The 17,779-nt window shown below is 63.0% G+C and carries 14 protein-coding genes and 2 tRNA genes; 7 read left to right on the plus strand and 9 right to left on the minus strand.

The genetic code is table 11. The features are described from left to right. Positions 1 to 4 precede the first annotated feature (4 nt). Positions 5 to 1,249 carry a sensor histidine kinase gene (locus tag O3303_RS06915; RefSeq protein WP_269561334.1) on the plus strand — a complete coding sequence of 415 codons (1,245 nt, stop codon included), beginning with the start codon at positions 5 to 7 and terminating at the stop codon, positions 1,247 to 1,249. A 112-nt stretch (positions 1,250 to 1,361) separates the two neighbouring features. Here the strand turns inward: O3303_RS06915 and O3303_RS06920 are convergent, their stop codons facing one another. The 7 genes from O3303_RS06920 to O3303_RS06950 form a co-directional block, all read right to left on the minus strand. After that, positions 1,362 to 2,072 (minus strand): IS630 family transposase, encoded by a 711-nt coding sequence (locus tag O3303_RS06920; RefSeq protein ID WP_269560834.1) that lies wholly within the window; start codon positions 2,070 to 2,072, stop codon positions 1,362 to 1,364. A gap of 20 nt (positions 2,073 to 2,092) precedes the next feature. Then, entirely contained in the window at positions 2,093 to 2,350 is a 258-nt protein-coding gene (locus O3303_RS06925) for a helix-turn-helix domain-containing protein (protein WP_269560833.1), read from the minus strand. Positions 2,351 to 2,430: 80 nt separating this feature from the next. Beyond that, positions 2,431 to 2,967: a hypothetical protein gene (locus O3303_RS06930; RefSeq protein ID WP_269561335.1), complete on the minus strand. Its 537-nt coding sequence runs from the start codon at positions 2,965 to 2,967 to the stop codon at positions 2,431 to 2,433. A gap of 64 nt (positions 2,968 to 3,031) precedes the next feature. Continuing rightward, positions 3,032 to 3,604, minus strand: coding sequence for a 1-acyl-sn-glycerol-3-phosphate acyltransferase (locus O3303_RS06935; RefSeq protein WP_269561336.1), 573 nt, complete (start codon positions 3,602 to 3,604; stop codon positions 3,032 to 3,034). Positions 3,605 to 3,688: 84 nt separating this feature from the next. Next, a complete protein-coding gene (locus tag O3303_RS06940) occupies positions 3,689 to 4,528 on the minus strand; it encodes a patatin-like phospholipase family protein (protein ID WP_269561337.1) in 840 nt (279 codons plus the stop codon). A 63-nt stretch (positions 4,529 to 4,591) separates the two neighbouring features. Next, positions 4,592 to 5,440, minus strand: a complete 849-nt coding sequence (locus O3303_RS06945; RefSeq protein WP_269561338.1) for an MBL fold metallo-hydrolase — start codon at positions 5,438 to 5,440, stop codon at positions 4,592 to 4,594. 173 nt (positions 5,441 to 5,613) lie between these two features. After that, positions 5,614 to 6,561, minus strand: coding sequence for an acetyl-CoA carboxylase carboxyltransferase subunit alpha (locus O3303_RS06950; RefSeq protein WP_269561339.1), 948 nt, complete (start codon positions 6,559 to 6,561; stop codon positions 5,614 to 5,616). A gap of 251 nt (positions 6,562 to 6,812) precedes the next feature. On the opposite strand from O3303_RS06950, the gene O3303_RS06955 reads away from it, so the two are divergent. The 6 genes from O3303_RS06955 to O3303_RS06980 all read left to right on the plus strand — a co-directional run bounded on the left by O3303_RS06955 (position 6,813) and on the right by O3303_RS06980 (position 14,604). Then, positions 6,813 to 6,886: transfer RNA gene (locus tag O3303_RS06955), tRNA-Asp, on the plus strand. A gap of 123 nt (positions 6,887 to 7,009) precedes the next feature. After that, entirely contained in the window at positions 7,010 to 8,635 is a 1,626-nt protein-coding gene (gene susR / locus O3303_RS06960; protein ID WP_269561340.1) for a SusR family glycan utilization regulator, read from the plus strand. A gap of 351 nt (positions 8,636 to 8,986) precedes the next feature. Then, positions 8,987 to 11,092 carry a glycoside hydrolase family 97 protein gene (locus tag O3303_RS06965; protein WP_269561341.1) on the plus strand — a complete coding sequence of 702 codons (2,106 nt, stop codon included), beginning with the start codon at positions 8,987 to 8,989 and terminating at the stop codon, positions 11,090 to 11,092. A gap of 175 nt (positions 11,093 to 11,267) precedes the next feature. Further along, the gene (locus O3303_RS06970; RefSeq protein WP_269561342.1) at positions 11,268 to 12,692 is read left to right on the plus strand and encodes an alpha-amylase family glycosyl hydrolase; all 1,425 of its coding nucleotides are present in this window, start codon (positions 11,268 to 11,270) and stop codon (positions 12,690 to 12,692) included. Between the two features lie 228 nt (positions 12,693 to 12,920). Next, positions 12,921 to 12,994: transfer RNA gene (locus O3303_RS06975), tRNA-Asp, on the plus strand. 290 nt (positions 12,995 to 13,284) lie between these two features. Beyond that, on the plus strand, positions 13,285 to 14,604 hold the full coding sequence (locus tag O3303_RS06980) for a DASH family cryptochrome (RefSeq protein ID WP_269561343.1): 1,320 nt from the start codon (positions 13,285 to 13,287) through the stop codon (positions 14,602 to 14,604). Between the two features lie 97 nt (positions 14,605 to 14,701). Here O3303_RS06980 and O3303_RS06985 read toward each other — a convergent pair whose 3' ends face one another. Both O3303_RS06985 and O3303_RS06990 read right to left on the minus strand, forming a co-directional pair. After that, entirely contained in the window at positions 14,702 to 15,649 is a 948-nt protein-coding gene (locus tag O3303_RS06985) for an ADP-ribosylglycohydrolase family protein (RefSeq protein ID WP_269561344.1), read from the minus strand. Positions 15,650 to 15,797: 148 nt separating this feature from the next. Next, a complete protein-coding gene (locus O3303_RS06990; RefSeq protein ID WP_269561345.1) occupies positions 15,798 to 17,681 on the minus strand; it encodes a glycoside hydrolase family 13 protein in 1,884 nt (627 codons plus the stop codon). Positions 17,682 to 17,779: the final 98 nt, after the last annotated feature.

A 17,779-nucleotide genomic window follows, 5' to 3' on the forward strand; every position in this document is an offset into this window, starting at 1 on the left:
CTGCGTGAAGACACTGCTGATCATCGACGACAATGCCGAGGACCGCCTCCTCTACCGCCGTCTGCTACGCCCGCAGGAAGGCCAGGAGCGTCTCGACATTCACGAAGCCTCGGATGGTGAGCAGGGTCTGGCCCGGTTTCGCGAGCTGCACCCCGACTGCGTGCTGCTCGACTACAACCTACCCGATACCGACGGGCTGAGCATGCTTGCGCAGATGCAGCAGGAAACACCACTCGATACGCTGTGTGTGGTGATGATTACTGGTGGCGGGAATGAGCAATTGGCCGTGCGCGCCCTCCGCACCGGTGCCCTCGACTACCTAGTGAAAGGGCAGTTCGACCACGACCTGCTGGACCGGACCGTGCGCCACGCCATTGAAAAAAACGAGTGGCGGCAGTACCAGAACCGCTACCATGCCGAAATGCAGACCATCAACCGCCAGCTGCGCGACTCGTTGGCGGAGCTGACCCACACGCGGCAGGCCCTGCACAACAAAAACACCGAGCTGATGGCCGCCAACGACCAGGTGACGGCCCGCAACCAGCAGCTGGCCCGCAGCAACCAGGATCTGGACAACTTCGTGTACGCCGCCAGCCACGACCTCAAGCAGCCCGTCAACAACCTGCAGGGGCTGTTTGAGGAACTGCGGTGCACCATGCTGGTGCAGGAACCGGATACGGCCACCATCATGCGTCTGTTTGAAGAGTCGCTGCAAAGCCTCTCCACTACCATCAACGATCTGGCGGCCGTGGTGCAGGAGCAGCGACCGGCCAGCCAGCCCCCAAGCGAGCCGATAGATCTGGCCGAGCTTGCCACGGACGTTATGCAGGCGCTACGCCCACAGATTCTGGCCACCCACGCGCACATCAATACCAATTTTTCCGGGCTGTCGCAGCTGCAGTATGTTCGCGTCAATCTGCGTACCATTTTGCTCAATCTCCTGGGCAACGCACTGAAATACCGCCACCCCGGCCGGCGGCCCCACATCCAGCTACGTGCCTATGCCGCCGCCGGGCAGCCGGTGCTGGAAGTGCAGGACAACGGCCTGGGCATCAACATTGAGCGCCACGGGACAGAGCTATTCCAGCTGTTCCGCCGCTTCCATCCCCAGGCTGGCGACGGCACCGGCGTTGGGCTGTTTCTGGTCAACCGCCTGGTGCAGGGCCCCGGGGGCCACATCGAAGTGGAGAGCAAGGAAGACCACGGCACCACGTTTCGGCTATTCCTGCAAGCTGGCAGCCATACGTAGCCGCCCAGCGCCCTTCACTGGCTGGCTGAAGCTGTTGTCGTTAAGCTATATGACATGCGCCATAAGCAGCCAAGCGGATGCATAAGACACTCAATTAAAAATAGTTAAGTGGTCATGTGAAAGTAATGCGGTATTGTATGCCAATTCCGTGAATTAGTTGGGTGAGACGTTCGTACAAGTGCGCTTCACTGTCGTAGTCATGGGGCCTGAGCCAGTAGTGCTTGCAGCGGTGCCAAAGCCGTTCGATCTGGTTGAGTTCGGGCGAGTAGGCGGGCAGAAACTGTAGACGCAGCCCGCGCCGGGCCCACGCGCGCAGCCGCGCCTGCACGCTGGCGGCCCGGTGGATGCTGGCGTTGTCGAGCACGAGGATCGTGGGCCGCTCAAGCGTGAAGCTGAACTGCTCGACAGCGGCCACAAACAAGTCGGCTGTGAACGCGCCGGCATAGAGCACGCCAGTGAAGGCCTGGGCCGGGTCGCGCGCCTGCCAGAAGCCCAGCAGCGAGTAGCCACCGGTGGGGCCGCGTTCGGCCGGCACGCCGTGCGCCGGCTGCCCGCGCCGCTGCCAGGCATGTGAGACGGGTGCCTGGCGCGAAAAGCGGCACTCATCCACGTAGACGACGGCCACCCCGCCGCTGGCCTCGACCTGATGCAGCAGGGCCAACTCCTGCTGGAAAAAGCCGAACAGCAGGGCATCGCGCCGGGCCCGCAGGCTCTGACGCAGGCGTTTGTAGCAGAAGCCCAGGCGACGGGCCCAGTAGCAGAGGCGGCTCCGGCTCAGGGCTGGTACGGGCAGGGGGCTGTGCCGGCCCAGCGACTGCGGCACCAGGTGGCCCAGATCAGCCGCTAGTTTTTTTGGGCGGCCGCATCCAGGTGGGGTGGCCGGCCCGAGCGGGCCCCTTCGCGCAGGCCGCTCACGCCCTGGGCTCGCCAGCGTCGCAGCCAGCGGCTGACCGTATCGGCGTCCACAGCAAATAAGGCCGCCAAACGGCTGATGCTCTGGCCTCGGCTGTGGCCCAGCACGGCCTGCGCCCGGCGGCGCATGCGGTAGTGCGGGCCATGGGCGGCTGCCTGTTCCAACGTCAGCACTTCTGGGCTAGTCAAATCAGTAGTAGCTCGCATTCAACAAGATATAACTTTATGCCCAGCCGCATTACTTTCGCCTCACCACTTAACCGATACAATCAGAACCTGCGCTGCAGAATTTCGCTTAGCATGAAAGCAGCTCGCAGGTCGGCGGGATTGCGCAGCAGATCCGTGACAGTAGCGCGGGCCGGCTCCTGGGCGCGGGCCTGCTGGCGGGCCCAATAGTCGGCGGGCTCATTGGGGCGGCGGCTGGCGCGGGGCTGGCTGGCCGCCCGGCGCGCCTCATGCAGCGGCACCTCCAGCGAGCGGGCTTCCGTGCTGGTTTCCAGCGAGGCCGCGGCCGTGGCCCGTTGTTCCAGGCTGCGGGCCGGAGTTGCCTTTTCGCGCGGCAGGGGCCGGCCAGCCGGCGTCGTCGGCTCGGCCGCCGCCGGGGCGGCAGTAGTGGTGCGGTTGCCGGCCTGCATCTGCTTCAGCAACTCCTCAAACGAGGCCGCCGGCAACGGGGGCGCCTGGCGCGTGCGGGGTGGGCGCTGCTGTTGCTCACGGGTAGTAGTGGCCCGGGCTTTCTGCACCATCCGCCAGATAAACACGCCCAGCCCAAGCACTATCCAGAGCAACGTCTGCAGCTTTTCCATGATCTTGGCCTGAACAAATGGTTTAGGAAGGCAACAGCAGGGCCACGCCCTACTCACTACTCACTTATCGTACGCCCTTCTCGGGGAAACGGCCCTGCTTGGTGCGGTAAAAATCCTTGATTTCCTCCAGGTCTTTTTCGTAGTCGCCGGTGGGCCAGAAGGCGGGGCCGACGCCCGCTTCTTTGTTTTTGTAATCGAGGTAGCCCAGCTGAATAGGCACCCCTGCCTGGAGGGCGGCGTGGTAGAAGCCCCTGCGCCACTTAGGCTGGTACGAGCGGGTGCCTTCCGGCGTGATGAGAATCACCAGCTCGTCGCGCTCCTGAAACAACTGCACCATGCCATCCACGAGGCTGTTGTTGCGGCTGCGGTCTACGGCCAGGCCGCCCAGCGCCCGCACCAGCGCCCCCAGCACCGGAATAGTAGTCCACTCTTTTTTGATAGTGAGCCTCACGTCCACGTCCATCAGAAAGAACGCGGCCCGCGCAAAAATAAAGTCCCAGTTGCTGGTATGGGGCGCGGCAATCATCATGCTCTTCTTAATGGTGGTGGATGCCCGCGGACCCAGCCGCCAGCCGGCCACCGCAAAAATGGCTTTGGAAACGTAGTACCAGAACGTAGAGGTTTTGCGAGCGGCCATGCAGAAAGAAGCGGAAATAAAGTGGCAGCGGCGGAATGCCGGAGCTGCCGGAAGGCAAAACTAGGAAAATGTAAGGTAAGCCGCTTACTCCGGCTTTAGCGGGCTGGCCGGCGCGGCCAGCAGCGCCCGCAGCGCCGAGGCCTGCGCCAGCGTGTAGTGGTAGCCGATATCGAACAGCTCCTGCCCGCGCCGGTAGTCCAGCGGGCGGTAGGCCCGCAGCTCCGGCGGCTCCAGCAGCAGCTGGCACTGCTGCTTGCTGAGCGTGCTGTTGGCCCCGATAACCAGGTTGAGGGTGCGTTCCACCAAGCCCCGGAAGCTCGTGACGCGGCCGCCCGTATTGGTCGGGATGCAGTTGACGGCCACCACCGGCCAGCCCCGGCCCAGCAGCGCGTCCACGGGCAGGTTGTTGAGCAGGCCCCCATCCACCAGCTGCAGGCCCTGGTACTCCACGGGCCGGTACAGCACCGGCACCGCCGACGAGGCCAGCAGCGGCGGAATCAGGGGGCCCTGCGCAAAGTACACCGAGGCCCCGGCGGTCAGGTCGGTGGCCACCAGCGTCAGGGGCAGGCGCAGGCTCTCAAAGGTGCAGTCGGCCCCCAGATGCCGGGCAAAAAGCGCCTCCACCGCCCCTAGCTGCAGCAAACCGTAGCGGCTGAAAGCCGGCCGGGTGAGCCGCGTGATGCTTATGCCCATAAACAGCTCCAGAATCTGGCGGGGCGCAAACCCGGCCGCGTAAAACGCCCCCACAATGGCCCCCGACGACACGCCAGCCAGCGCCGCCACCGGCAGCCCCAGCTCGTCGAGGGCGGCCAGCACACCCAAGTGGGCCAGCCCCCGCGCCCCGCCCCCCGACAGGGCCAGGGCCAGGCCAGGGTTCGTTGCTGAAGGTTGGCTGGTGCTTGTTGGCTTCTCGGTCAGCGTCACGGTGCCGGTGGTACTAGTGTCAACTCACAACGAAAAACCACTGCCAAAAGGCGAAAAACGACCTTACAGCTCCGACAAGCGGAACGTCTCGGCCAGGCGCACGCCCTTTTCGGTGTGCTGCACGGTGCAGCACTCGTGGGCGGCATCGTGCTCCAGCACCAGCACCCAGTTTTCGTCGGCGGCGCGACGCAGCACCTGCTCCTTTTCGGTCAGGGTCTGCAGCGGGCGCACGTCGTAGCCCATTACGTAGGGCAGTGGAATGTGGGCGGCGCTGGGCAGCAGGTCGGCCATGAAGGCGAGCTTACGGCCTTTGTAGTCGAGTAGCGGCACCATCATCTTCTCGGTGTGGCCGTCGGCGAAGATGATATCCTGCACCGCGCGTAGCTCCGCCGGCACTCCGGCGGCCGAATCAATAAAGCGCAGGTGGCCGCTCTCCTGGATGGGCAGAATGTTTTCCCGCAGAAAACTGGCTTTTTCACGCGGGTTGGGCGTCACGGCCCAGTCCCAGTGGCTCTGGTTGCTCCAATAGGTGGCGTTCGGGAAGGCCAGCTCCAGCTGGCCGGCGGCCGTGCGTACCACCGAGCCGCCGCAGTGGTCGAAGTGCAGGTGCGTCAGGAATACGTCCGTAATATCGGCCGACGTGTAGCCCAGCCGGCGCAGGGACTTCTCCAGCGTATCGTCACCGTGCAGGTAGAAGTGGCCCCGGAACTTCTCGTCCTGCTTCTCGCCGATGCCGTTGTCGATCAGCAGCAGCCGGCCGTTGTCTTCCACCAGCAGGCAGCGCATGGCCCAGGTGCACATGTTGTTGGCGTCGGCGGGCACCAGCTTCTGCCACATGCTTTTGGGCACCACGCCAAACATGGCGCCGCCATCGAGTTTAAACAGGCCGGTATCGAGGGTGTGAACGGTCATGGGAATTAGGTTAGGTGAATTAGATTGGGAGGGTAAAGGAATAAAAAAATGTCATCCTGAGCGGAGCGAAGGACCTGATGCCACCTGAACAATGAGCGTGGTCACGACTCGTTCAGGTATTATCAGGTCCTTCGCTCCGCTCAGGATGACAGGGATTTTTGCTGCAAACTCCTTTATTCCAGCACCACGCCCATAGCCGCAAACTTGTCGATGCGCTGGCTGATGCGTTCCTCGGTGGGCAGGGCTTCCAGCTCGTCGAGGGTTTTGAGGATAGTTTTCTTCAGGGTTTTGATCATGGTGGTCGTGTCGGTGTGGGCGCCGCCCAGGGGCTCCTTCACGATGCCGTCCACGAGCTTATTGCCCAGCATGTCGGTGGCCGTGAGCTTGAGGGCCTCGGCCGCCTGCTCCTTATAGTCCCAGCTGCGCCACAGGATGCTGCTGCACGATTCTGGTGAAATCACTGAGTACCAAGTATTTTCCAGCATCAGCACCCGGTCGCCGATGGCAATGCCCAAGGCACCGCCCGAGGCGCCTTCGCCGATGATGATGCAAATGACGGGCACCTTCAGCAGGAACATTTCCTTGAGGTTGCGGGCAATGGCCTCGCCCTGCCCCCGCTCCTCGGCCTCCAGGCCCGGAAAGGCGCCCGGCGTGTCGATGAGCGTCACGATAGGCTTGCCGAACTTCTCGGCCAGCTTCATCAGGCGCAGGGCCTTGCGGTAGCCCTCGGGGTTGGGCATGCCGAAGTTGCGGAACTGCCGCTGCTTGGTGTTGCGCCCCTTCTGCTGCCCGATGAACATCACCGAGCGGCCGTCGATTTCGGCGAAACCGCCCACCATAGCCTTGTCGTCAGCCACGGTCCGGTCGCCGTGCAGCTCCACAAACTTCTCGGTCATGCCCTCAATATAGTCGAGGGTGTAGGGCCGGTCGGGGTGGCGCGAGAGCTGCACGCGCTGCCAGCGGGTCAGGTTGGCGTAGGTTTCCTTTTTAAGGGTCTTGATTTTGGCTTCGAGGGCCGCTACGGCGTCCGAAACGTCCACCTGGCTATCGAGCGCCAGCTGTTGCATTTCACGGAGCTTGCCTTCGAGTACGGCAATTGGTTGTTCAAAATCGAGGAGCATTGCCACGGCAGAATGCGTCAGGGTTGCGGAGTGAGAGAAGAAAGCAAAGGTAAGCGAAGGGCCGGATACCGCGCACTGCCCCCACCCGCTGATTTTTGCAAAAACATTTTCCCCTGACTGCCAGCACAAAACAAGGGTAGCGGCAGTTTTTTTGAATCTTTTTTGAACGCGGGGTTGCACGGTCCGGACCGGCACCTTACTTTTGCATCATCAAAACGGAAGGACACACGGTCTGCCCGCAATGATGAACTGGTTCGGTAGTTCAGTTGGTTAGAATGCCGCCCTGTCACGGCGGAGGTCGCGGGTTCGAGTCCCGTCCGGACCGCAAAGGCCCTTCAGAGTAATCTGAAGGGCCTTTTGCTTTTTCCGGCCCTGTGAGTTGAGCAAGCATCTGCTTTATTCAACCGAGCGGTAGCCTTGCTGGGGCGCGGCGGTGCATCTTTGTCGGGTGAGAATTCTGCTGCTCGTCTTCGCTTTTACTTTCCAGAGCCTGATGGGCCGGGCGCAGCCGGCGGCGCCCACTCCCCTGCTGCGCAACCTGCAAACGGCCCTGGCCCACAAAACCACCTACGACCAGCAGCGGCAGCAGCGCATTGCCGTGCTTACGGCCGCCTTTCGGGCCAGCCCAGCCAACCCGGAAGCCCGTTTCGGGCTGGGCTTGCGCATTTACGAGGAGTACAAGGCGTTTCAGTACGACTCAGCGTTTGTGTACAGCCAGCAACTCACGCAGCTGGCCCGGCAGCTCAATAGCCCCGAGAAAACGGAGCTGGCCCGGCTGAAGCTGGCGTTTATCCTGCTCTCGTCAGGCATGTTCAAGGAAACCTTCGAGGAACTGAGCCGCATCCGGCCGGTCTACCTGAGCCGGGCCGATCGGCAGGATTTCTACTTCCTGCAGGCCCGCGCCTACAGCGACCTGGGCGACTTCAACCAGGACCAAGTGTACCGCCCCGCCTACCACGCCCGGGCCCTGGCCTACGCCGATTCGGCGCTGCGCTACAGCCGGCCCGGCTCCTACGAGCAGCTGGCCGTGCAGCAGTTCAAGACCGCCAAAAGCGGGCAGCTGCGCCAGGGCCTGGCCCTGTACCGGCAGATCCAGCGGCTGCCGCAGCTCACGCAGCACCAACTGGCCGTGAGTGCCAGCACCACGGCCTACATTCATACGCTACTGGGGCAGGAAGACCAGGCCTTCGCGCTGCTGCTGGTGTCGGCGGCGGCCGACGTGAAATCGGCCACCAAGGAAACCGTGGCCATCTTCCAGCTCTCGGAGTACTGCTACCGGCGCGGCGACCTGGAAAACGCCTACGCCTTTATCAAGGAGGCGCGGGCGCAGGCCACGTTCTACAAGGCCCGGCAGCGGCAGCTGGAAATCAGCCACATTTCCTCCGTCATCGAGGGGCAGAAGATCAGCATTATTGAGCAGCAGCGCCGTTCGCTGCGGCTGTACGCCGGGGCCGTAACGCTGCTGGCGCTGTTTGTGGTGGCGTTTATCGGGGTGATCTGGCGGCAGCTGCGCAAGCTGCAGCGGGCCGGCCGTCTGATTTCGGCCACCAACCAGGCGCTGCAGGAGCGCAACCAGGAGCTGGGCCGCCTGAACACGGGCCTGCACGAGGCCAGCCAGATCAAGCAGGAGTACATCGGCTACTACTTCCATAACAACTCGCAGCTGCTCGACCGGCTGGAAACGCTGAAAAAGGCGCTCGATACGCAGCTCGGCAGCAAGCAGTACGGGGCCGTGCAGCGGCTGGTGAGTGGCCTCAATATCCGGCAGCAGCGCCAGGAACTGTTGCGCGGCTTCGACGCGGTGTTTCTGCGGCTGTTCCCGCAGTTCATCCCGCAGTTCAACGCCCTGTTCCGGCCCGAAGACCAGTTCCAGCTCCCCGATGACCAGCTGCTAAGCACCGAGCTACGCATCTTCGCCCTCATCCGCCTAGGCATTCAGGACAGCGAGCAAATCAGCCGGATGCTGGGCTATTCCATCAACACCATCTACACCTACAAAACCCGGGTGAAGAACCGCTCGACAGTCCCGAACGAGGAATTCGAGGCCCGGATCATGGCCATTGAGGCGGTGTGATTGGGGCGGCAATAACCTCCTGTCATCCTGAGCGGAGCGAAGGACCTTATCACGTTACAACGATTCGGTCTGGTGTAGTAAGGTCCTTCGCTCCGCTCAGGATGACACGGCTAGGGCTGGCTACGCCCTCATTTTAACAACTTTTGCAGGCAATATCCCGTCTATATTTTCACCAACGATTTCCATATTAAAAACCTGTAAATCAATTATTTAACATCAATACCTGATTATATTTTCTTGACGCGGACTTGATAAGTTTCGGGCGCGCGCACGGCGGGCGTGCTTTGTGGTGTTCTGGGCTGACAGTTGGTCCAGCCGACACGCTCCGCTCCCCTTCTCTATCCAATTCCCATGCGTCAGTATTTCTGGCTGCTGCTGTTGCCGGCGGGTCCGGCGGCGGCGCAGGCCACCGCCCCGCTTACCGTGCAGCTCGACAACGTGCGCCTGCAGGTGGCCCGCAACGCCGCCGGCCAGCCCACCTACGCCGTGCAGTTCGGCGCGAAACCCGTCGTCACTACCTCCCGGCTGGGCCTGGCGCTGGCCGACGGGCCGGGCTTTGACGGGCCGCTGGAAATCACCGGCTCCGAAACCAAGGACGTGGATGAAACCTGGAACCCAGTGTGGGGCGAGGTCAAAACCATCCGCAACCACTACCGCCAGCTCACGGTGCATCTGCGCCAGCCCCAGCAGCCCGGCCGCCGCCTCGACGTGGTGTTCCGGGTATTTGCCGACGGCGTGGGCTTCCGCTATGAGGTACCCCGGCAGCCCGGCCTGAGCTACTTCACGGTGCAGCAGGAGCTCACCGAGTTCAACCTGCCCGCCAACCACAAGGCCTTCTGGATTCCGGGCGACTACGACTCCAACGAGTACGCCTACACCACCTCCCGCCTGAGTGAGGTGGACACCACCCCCATCGAGGCCATCCAGCAGAAAGCCGCCCCCCACCGCGTGCAGACGCCCCTGATGCTGAAATCGGACGACGGGCTGTACGTGAACATCCACGAGGCGGCCCTGGTGAACTACCCGGCCATGATGCTGGACGTGGACCCCGCCACCTACGGCCTGCGCAGCCACCTGGTGCCCGCCGCCACCGGCGCGGCGGCCTACCTGCAGGCCCCCGAGCACACGCCCTGGCGCACCATCGTGGTGTCGGACAAAGCCCCCGAGGTGCTAGTCAGCAAGCTGATTCTGAACCTGAACGAGCCTACCAAGTTTCCGACCACTGACTGGATCAAGCCCCAGAAATTTGTGGGCGTGTGGTGGGAGATGCACGTGAACAAGGCCAGCTGGAACTACGCCGACACCAGCAACCTCAAGCTGGCCGGCACCGACTGGAACCGCCTCAAGCCCAACGGCCGCCACGGCGCCAACACCACCAACGTGAAGCGCTACATTGACTTCGCGGCCCAGCACGGCCTGCAGAGCGTGCTGGTGGAAGGCTGGAACGTGGGCTGGGAAGATTGGGCCGGCAACTGGAAAGAGGAGGTGTTCGACTTCGTGACGCCCTACCCCGATTTCAACGTGACGGAGCTGCAGCAGTACGCCGCCGCCAAGGGCGTGCAGCTGATGATGCACCACGAAACCTCGGGCTCCGTCACCAACTACGAGCGGCGCCAGCAGGAAGCCTACCGCTTCATGAAGGAGCATAACTACGCGGCCGTGAAAACCGGCTACGTGGGCCGCATCATCCCGCGCGGCGAGCACCACGATGGCCAGTGGATGGTGAATCACTACAACCACACCGCCGCTTTGCTGGGCCAGAACGAGCTGATGGTGGACATGCACGAGGCCGTGCGGCCCACCGGCCTGCACCGCACCTACCCCAACTGGCTGGCTTCGGAAGCGGCCCGCGGCAACGAGTTCAACGCCTGGAGCAGCGGCAACCCGCCCGAGCACGAAACCATTCTGCCTTTCACCCGCCTCATGGGCGGCCCCATGGACTACACGCCCGGCATTTTCCGCATCAAGCTGGAAAGCTGGAACCCCGCCCAAAACAAGGGCCGGCAGGTGCACACCACCCTGGCCAAGCAGCTGGCCCTCTACGTGACGCTCTACAGTCCCGTGCAAATGGCCGCCGACCTGCCCGAAGCCTACGAGCAGCACCTCGACGCCTTCCAGTTTATCAAGGATGTGGCCGTGGACTGGGACGACACCCGCATCCTGGCCGCCGAGCCCGGCGAGTACATCACCACCGCCCGCAAAGCCAAGGGCCGCGAGGACTGGTTTGTGGGCAGCATCACCGACGAAAACCCGCGCCAGCAAACCGTAAAACTCGATTTCCTGACGCCCGGCCGGCAGTACGAGGCTACTATCTACGCCGACGCTAAAGGAGCCAGCTGGGACAAAAACCCTGAAGCCTACCAGATTCGCAAGCAGAAAGTCAACAGCAAATCCACGCTCCGGCTGCAGCTGGCGGCCGGCGGCGGCGCGGCCATCAGTCTCCGGCCGATTCAGTAGCACGCGTTTTTTGGCCGTCATGGTGAGCGAAGCGGAGCGTAGTCGAAGCATCTCTACCTCTGACTAATCAATAGCATTGTAGCGAAGCGGTAGAGATGCTTCGCCTCCGGCTACGCTCAGCATGACGTTTCAATAAGTTTCCCACCCAAAATTCCCACCACTTTCCCATTGCTCTATGTCACTGTTTACCAATACCTACCGCACCGGCCTGGCCCTTGTACTGGCCGCCGGGCTGCTGGGGGCCTGCAAATCGTCGGGCTCCGACGACCCCACGCCTGCGCCCCCAACACCCCCGACCAACCCAGGCCCGCCGCCAATTCCGCAGTACGGCACGCCCTTCGCGGGCGTGCCCAACCGCCAGGACGCAGTGATGTACCAGGTGAACATGCGCGCCTTCAGCCAGACCGGCAACTTCGCCGGCGTCACGGCCCGGCTTGATTCCATCCGGGATTTGGGCGTGAACGTGCTGTACCTGATGCCGATTTACCCGATTGGCACCGACAGCAAGTCGGTAAACTCGCCCTACGCCGTGAAGGACTACCGCGCGGTAAACGCCGAATTCGGCTCCCTGGCCGACCTGCGGGCGTTGGTAGACGGGGCGCACCAGCGCAACATGGCCGTGATGCTCGACTGGGTGGCCAACCACACCAGCTGGGACAACCCCTGGATTACGCAGCACCCCGACTGGTACCAGAAAAACGCCGCCGGCGCCATCACGCCCGTATCCAACAACGGCACCACCTACAACGACGTGGCCCAGCTGGATTTCAGCAACGCGGCCATGCGCCTGGAAATGATTTCAGCCCTGAAATCGTGGGTGTACACGGCCAACGTGGACGGCTTCCGCTTCGACTACGCCGACTTCCAGCCCAACGACTTCTGGAAGCAGGCCACCGACACGCTGCGCAACATCAAGAGCCACAAGCTGCTGCTGCTGGCCGAAGGCACCCGCGCCGCCAACTTCAGCTCCGGCTTCGACTACAACTTCGGCTTCAGCTGGTACGGCGGCATCTACCAGGTGTATAAGAACGGCGCCAGCGCGGTCAGCAACTTCGACGCCCTCAACAACAGCGAGTATAATGGCGCCTCCGGCACCCAGCAGGTGGTGCGCTACATCACCAACCACGACGTAAACGGCTCCGACGGCACGCCCGTCACCTTGTTCGGCGGCAAGGAAGGCGCCATGTCGGCCTTTGTGGTGACGGCGTTATATAAAGGAGTGCCCATGATCTACAATGGGCAGGAAGCCGGCATGAGCCAGGCCATTCCGTTCCCGTTCACCAGCGTGAAAGTGCGCTGGGGCCGCAACCCCGACGTGAAGCGCGCCTACCAGCAGCTGCTGGCCGCCCGCGCCGGCAGCGCCGCCCTGCGCGTGGGCACCCCCACACCGCTCAGCACCCGCAACGTGTGCGCCTTCACCAAAACGGCCGGCTCCGAGCAGGCGTTTGTGGTAGCCAACGTCCGCAATTCCCCGCAGGTGTACACCCTGCCCGCCAACCTGGCTAACACCACTTGGACCAATGCGCTGGCCGGAGGCTCCGTGACGCTGGACGCCCAGGTTTCGCTGCCGGCCTATGGCTACCTCGTACTTAAGAAATAGCCCCAAGCTGCGCCGTTTGGCCCTCTCACCTCACCATAGCACTAGGCCCGATAAAAAAATAAACATTTTTTTATCGGGCCTAGTGGGTTTATTCACAGTTCGATACCTTCCAAAAAACCCCTACCCTACGCTGCTAAGGCAGTTTTTTGTTTGCACAGTCAGAACCGGCCTTCTATATTTGTATCATCAAAACGGAAACGACACACGGTCTGCCCCGCATTGAGAACTGGTTCGGTAGTTCAGTTGGTTAGAATGCCGCCCTGTCACGGCGGAGGTCGCGGGTTCGAGTCCCGTCCGGACCGCAAAGGCCCTTCAGCGCAAGCTGGAGGGCCTTTTGCTTTTTCCGGCCAGCCGCGCGGCAACCCGAACGTCATTCCGAGCCTGCGAGGAATCTCGCGTGCTGATGTTGCCATGGTAATTCTGTATCGGTAATCCTGTGTCAGCGCGCGAGATGCTTCGGCTGCGTCTCTGCATGACGTTCTCTCAGCCCCAACAGGGCCGCCCGCCAGAAAACGCAGGGAACAAGGGGCCGGAAATCGGGAAGATTTGCCGGGCTGCCTGTTAGCCCCTCAACCAAGCTCCTGTTCGCCCGATGACCGTTCTTTACTGGCTGCGCAACGACCTGCGCCTGCACGACAACGCCTTGCTGACGGCCCTGCCGCCCCACGCCACCACCCTGCTGCCCGTCTACTGCTTCGACCCCGTGGCCCTGGGCCCCGACCCGTATCTGGAGCTGCCCCGCACCGGCCCGCACCGGCTGCCGTTTTTGCTGGAAACCCTCACCGATCTGCAGCAGCGCTACGCGGCCCTGGGCAGCGGCATTCACTTTGTGGTGGGCCGGCCCGAGGACGAGCTGCCCGCCCTGGCCCGGCAGGTAGGCGCTGAGGCCATCTGGGCCAGCGCCGAGCACACCACCGAGGAATGGGAAACCGAAGATGCCCTGGAAGCCGCACTGAGCCCCAAAATACCCCTGCGCTTCTTTGAAACCCTGACGCTGCTGCGCCCCCAGGACCTGCCCATTCCGGTGCGCAACCTGCCCTATTCGTTCAGCAAGTTCCGGTTTGATGTCTTCTCCAAGATGACGGTGCGGCCCGCGGAGCCCGCCCCCACCCAGCTGCCGCCGCTGCCCGCCGGCTTCACGCCGGCCGCGCTGCCTACCGCCGCCGCGCTGGCGGCCGCACTGGGGCAGCCCGCCCCCGCCGCCCGGCCCCGCGACCGACGTTCGGCCCTGCCCGCGCTGGGCGGCGGCGAAACCGCCGCCCTGGCCCGCCTCCACGATTACGCCGTGGAGCGCCACCTCATCGGCCGCTACGACGATACCCGCAACCAGCTGCTGGGTGAGGCGTTCAGCACCAAGTTTTCGCCGTGGCTGGCCAACGGCAGCCTTTCGGCCCGCCAGATCTGGGCCGCCATCGACGACTACGAAGCCGTGCACGGCGCCCGCAGCAAAGGCGCCATGCAGCTGCGCCTGGAGCTGCTGTGGCGCGACTACTTCCGGCTGCTGGCCCTGCGCGCCGGCGCCGACTTCTTCCGCTGGCGCGGCCTGCGCGACCAGCTACCCAAGCCCACCAACCCCGACCGCGCCGTGTTCGAGCGCTGGACCCAGGGCCGCACCGGCCAGCCCTTCGTGGATGCCAACATGCGCGAGCTGGCCGCCACTGGCTTCATGAGCAACCGCGGCCGCCAGAACGTAGCCAGCTACCTCATCCACGACCTGCACCAGGACTGGCGCTGGGGTGCTGCCTGGTTTGAGCACCAGCTCATCGACTATGACCCGGCCTCGAACTGGGGCAACTGGAAATACATTGCCGGCACCGGCACCGACGTGCGCGACACCGCCTTCGACGTGGACCAGCAGGCCCAACGCTACGACCGCCAGAGCCGCTACGTGCGCACTTGGCAGCAGCCATAAGCCTCCTCTTCACCTATCAGCTTGCACCCTACTGCGGGTACACAGACGTCCTGTAAAAACAAAAAAAGGTCCTCCAGATAAATCCGGAGGACCTTTTTTAGCTGCCTTGCTTGGCAACGCGATGCGCGAGGTCCTCAATATCGGGGCGGCGGGCCAGCACCTGCAGCCACTCGGGCGGAATGGCGGCCTCGCCGTAATACAGGCCAGCCAGGCCGCCGGTTACGGCTCCGGTGGTGTCGGTATCGTCGCCGAGGTTGACGGCGGCCAGCACGGTTTCGGCGTAGGTTTCGTGGCGGAGCAGGCACCAGAAGCTGGCTTCCAACGTGTGCATCACGTAGCCACCGCTGTTGATGGCCGATATTGGTAAATCGGCGAGGCCACCGTTCAGTACCCGCTCGAAATGCGCGGTTTCACCGGGCGGAACAGCCAGCTCCCGTAATTGAACTAGGGCTTCGGCGCACAGCTGAGCGTAGGCTTCGGCCGGCGTGAAGCCGGCGCGCAGGTGCCGGGCCATTTCCAGATACAGAAAGCACGCCACTGCCGAGCGGATATGCCCGTGCGTGACGGCAGAGGCTTCGAAGAGCAGTTGGAAACGTTCTTTCAGCGGAAGTGCTGTTTGGTAGAAGGCCAGCGGTAGAATCCGCATCAGGGCGCCGTTGCCGTTGCTGTACTCGTCGGTGCCGCCAGCCATAATTAGGTCGTCATCGGCTTTGAGTTGCTGGATGGCCTCACGGGTGGTGATGCCGATGTCGAACACGCGGCCGTGAGGCGTCCAGAAGTTTTTGTAGTACCAGCGGCAGCAGTTTTCGGCCAACTTGCCCACGGTGTAGCCGTCGGCAATGGCTTCGGCCAGGCAGAACGTGAGCGAGGCATCGTCGGACCAGGTGCCGGCGGGCTGGTGGTGGGTGCCGTAGGCGCGCATGTGCACCACGGGGTCGAGGCGGCGAGCGGCGCGGCTCTGGAATTCCACGGGCACGCCCAGCGCATCGCCCACCGCCAGCCCCAGCAAAGCGGCGCGGAGCTGGGTTTCGGAGGCATCTGTCATATGAGTTGCTGGTTGCTGGTTGTCAGTTGTCAGTAATTGGTTGGCAATTGCTCGTTGGCAGCTGCTGATTGTCAAAACAGGTTTATTCTGCTGCATTGAATCAGCACTAACAACTGACAACCAGCAACTGACAACTGACAACTAAACCCTACTTCATCAGCTCCAACACCAGCGCCGTTTTGGCGGGCAGCTGCAGCGTTTTGAGGTCGGAAATGGTTTCGCCGGTGAGGACGTTGCGGGCTTTGGTGAAGCCGGCCATGCGCTCGGAGAAGCGGGCGGTGGATAGGCTGGTGGCTTTGTCGGTGGTGTTGCTGGCCACCATGACGGTACCGGCGTCGGAGTAGCGGAAGTACACGTACTGGCCGTTTTCGGGCAGGTACTGCATCAGCTGGCCAGAGCTGAGCACCGGGTGCGTGCGGCGGTAGTTGGCCAGGGTGCTCACGAAGCGGAAGGCGTCGTTTTCGGCCTCGGTGCGGCCGGCGGCCGTGAACTTGTTCTGCTGGTCGCCGGGGAAGCCGCCGGGGAAGTCGCGGCGCACTTCAGCATCGGAAGGGTCCTTGAAGTTCTTCATCAGGATTTCCGTGCCGTAGTACATGCTCGGTATGCCGCGGGTAGTCAGCAGCCAAGTCAGGCCCATCTTGTACTTGGCCACGTCCTCGCCTACCTCTGAGAGGTACCGGTTGTGGTCGTGGTTGTCGATGAAGGTCACGAGTTTGGTGGGGTCCTGGTACACGGCATCCTGGGCCAGAGCCTGGTACACGCGCTGGGCGCCGTTGTCCCAGCCGGTGGCGCCGGGCGTGCCCACTTCCTTCAGGCCGGCCAGCATGGCGTTTTCCAGCACGAAATCGAGGCCACCGGGCTGGTTGGATTTGAACGGGAAATCAATCTTGTTGCGCACGTAGTAGGCCTGGTCCACAATGCTGGTCACCGACGACTCCCCGAAAATGTGAATTTTGGGGTACTCCTGCAGCAGGGCCGCGTTGCAGCGGTTCATGAAGGGCTGGTCGTTGTACATGTAGGTATCGATGCGCCAGGCATCCACCCCGAAGTTCTCCACCGTCCAGAGGGCGTGCTGGATCAGGAAGTTGGCCACGTAGGGGTTCTGCTGGTTGAGGTCGGGCAGGAAGGGCACAAACCAGCCGTCGAGCGTCACCTTGCGGTCAATCTGGGCGGCGTGGGGGTCGGTGATGGGCTGCTGGCGGTAGCTGGTGTTGGTGTAGGTGGGCCACTGGTGCAGCCAGCTTTTCATGGGCAGATCCTGGATAAACCAGTGGTTGTTGCCGATGTGGTTGTACACGGCGTCCTGCACCACTTTCAGGCCCATACCGTGGGCTTTCTGCACGAAGGCCTTGTAGGCCGCGTTGCCGCCCAGGCGCTTGTCCACGGTATAGTGGTCGGTGAAGCCGTAGCCGTGGTAGGCCGAGCGTTTGGCCCCGCCCTCGTCAGTGAGGCCCTGGTTGTTTTCGATGACGGGCGTAAACCACACGGCCGTCACGCCCAGCTCCTTCAGGTAATCGAGGTGCTGCGCGGCCCCCTGCAGGTCGCCGCCGTGGCGCAGGAAGGGCTGGGCGCGGTCGGAGCTGGGGTCGGCCATATCGGCAAACTTGTCATTCGAGGGGTCACCGTTGGCAAACCGGTCGGGCATGGCCAGGTAGATGAAGTCGGCCTGCGTGACGCCCTGGGCCTTCACCGCGTTATCGCGGGCCTTCAGCTCCCAGTTCTGGGTCACGGTTTTCGCGCCCTTCTTGCCCACCAGCGCCACCTGCCCGGGCTTGGCCGTGGGCGCAATGATGAGGTCGAGGAAGGCGTAGTTGGGGTTTTCGACGGTGTTGGTTTTCACCAGCTTCACGCCGGGGTAGTTCACGGTGTAGGTGAGCGTGCCGGCCTGGGGGCCGTACACCAGCACCTGCACGGTGTTGTGCTTCATGCCCACCCACCAGTTGGTAGGGTTCAGGCGGGTGATGGACTGGGCCGCAGCGCCCAGCGGCAGCAAAGAAGCCGCCAGCAGCAGCGTATAGAGCGTTTTTTTCATGGGAATAGTGCGTGAGAAACCAGGCAACGGCGTTAGCAGGCCGGAAGTTATTGGTTTCGGCGGGCAGTTTCGACGGGCAGCATTTCGGAGCCAGCCGA

The organism is Hymenobacter canadensis, from assembly GCF_027359925.1.
GTDB lineage: Bacteria > Bacteroidota > Bacteroidia > Cytophagales > Hymenobacteraceae > Hymenobacter > Hymenobacter canadensis.

Bases quoted from the DNA above. Each gene is read 5' to 3' on its own strand.
- O3303_RS06930 (WP_269561335.1), bottom strand. From the start codon at position 2,967: ATGGAAAAGCTGCAGACGTTGCTCTGGATAGTGCTTGGGCTGGGCGTG.
- O3303_RS06935 (WP_269561336.1), bottom strand. From the start codon at position 3,604: ATGGCCGCTCGCAAAACCTCTACGTTCTGGTACTACGTTTCCAAAGCC.
- O3303_RS06945 (WP_269561338.1), bottom strand. From the start codon at position 5,440: ATGACCGTTCACACCCTCGATACCGGCCTGTTTAAACTCGATGGCGGC.
- O3303_RS06950 (WP_269561339.1), bottom strand. From the start codon at position 6,561: ATGCTCCTCGATTTTGAACAACCAATTGCCGTACTCGAAGGCAAGCTC.
- O3303_RS06965 (WP_269561341.1), top strand. From the start codon at position 8,987: ATGCGTCAGTATTTCTGGCTGCTGCTGTTGCCGGCGGGTCCGGCGGCG.
- O3303_RS06970 (WP_269561342.1), top strand. From the start codon at position 11,268: ATGTCACTGTTTACCAATACCTACCGCACCGGCCTGGCCCTTGTACTG.
- O3303_RS06980 (WP_269561343.1), top strand. From the start codon at position 13,285: ATGACCGTTCTTTACTGGCTGCGCAACGACCTGCGCCTGCACGACAAC.
- O3303_RS06985 (WP_269561344.1), bottom strand. From the start codon at position 15,649: ATGACAGATGCCTCCGAAACCCAGCTCCGCGCCGCTTTGCTGGGGCTG.
- O3303_RS06990 (WP_269561345.1), bottom strand. From the start codon at position 17,681: ATGAAAAAAACGCTCTATACGCTGCTGCTGGCGGCTTCTTTGCTGCCG.